Origin of the sequence: Phaeobacter sp. 11ANDIMAR09, assembly GCF_001294455.1 — a bacterium.
GTDB lineage: Bacteria > Pseudomonadota > Alphaproteobacteria > Rhodobacterales > Rhodobacteraceae > Pseudophaeobacter.
In genome coordinates this window covers 1-742 of record NZ_LIKT01000095.1, presented here as the reverse complement: position 1 = coordinate 742, position 742 = coordinate 1, and the positions used below count along the sequence as shown (strand labels likewise).

Annotated in this window: 2 protein-coding genes; both read left to right on the top strand. The window is 60.2% G+C overall.

The annotated features are described in order from the left end of the window. Positions 1-196: 196 nt before the first annotated feature. Positions 197-505, top strand: coding sequence for a hypothetical protein (locus AN476_RS22295; protein ID WP_054463964.1), 309 nt, complete (start codon positions 197-199; stop codon positions 503-505). Continuing rightward, the gene (locus tag AN476_RS22290) at positions 502-705 is read left to right on the top strand and encodes a hypothetical protein (protein WP_054463963.1); all 204 of its coding nucleotides are present in this window, start codon (positions 502-504) and stop codon (positions 703-705) included. The genes AN476_RS22295 and AN476_RS22290 overlap by 4 nt, the downstream gene beginning before the upstream one ends. The last annotated feature ends 37 nt before the right edge of the window (positions 706-742 follow it).

The following is a 742-nucleotide window of genomic DNA, read 5'->3' as shown; positions in this document are numbered from 1 at the left end:
GGCGCGCTGCGGGCCGCACCAGTTGCTGGCTTTGACCCATTGACTGGCCGCTCCTGGGCCGTGGGTCGGGCTGTGCCCCCACCCACTCTGTTCCGCCGAATACATGCGTATTCGGTCAGATCAGATTGGCCGGTGTGCAGCCCATCGGCGGAAGGGGGCGCAAGCCCCAACCGCAGCACCCAAGAGGAGGCCACAAATGGCTCACAAATATCAGCCCCCTAAATTCTGGACCTGCGACTGTGATCGCGCGACCGGCGGTCACATCATCGACGGGCTTTATAGCACCTGCGTCTATTGCGGGAAGCATCGGCACGAGCTGAAGGAAATCGTTGTTCCGTCGGGTTTGGGCGGCGTGTTCTGCGTCGAGATCCTCAGCGTCGAGGATGATTGCGCCAAGGTGAAGGTGGTCAAAAGCTCGAACGGCTTTGACGCGCTGCCGCCCTTCACGGTGCCGTTCAAAGACATCGCTCCGCGTTGGAAGCACAAGGCGGGAGAAATCCAATGATCCCTGACTATCACAGTGATGATTTTGCGACAGCGCGTCTGGAAGATACCGTCAGCTTGCGAAGCGCCGCCCGTGAGGCCCGCGCCACGCTTTACGCGGTGTTGAACCGGCTGGAGCTGAACGATCTGGAGGGTGAGGAGCAGCCCTATATCGACGATTGTCTTGGGGCTCTCGCAATCCTTGAGGAGGCGTTGCGATGACCTTGGAAGACATCAAAGCAGCAGTGGACGCGGGCAA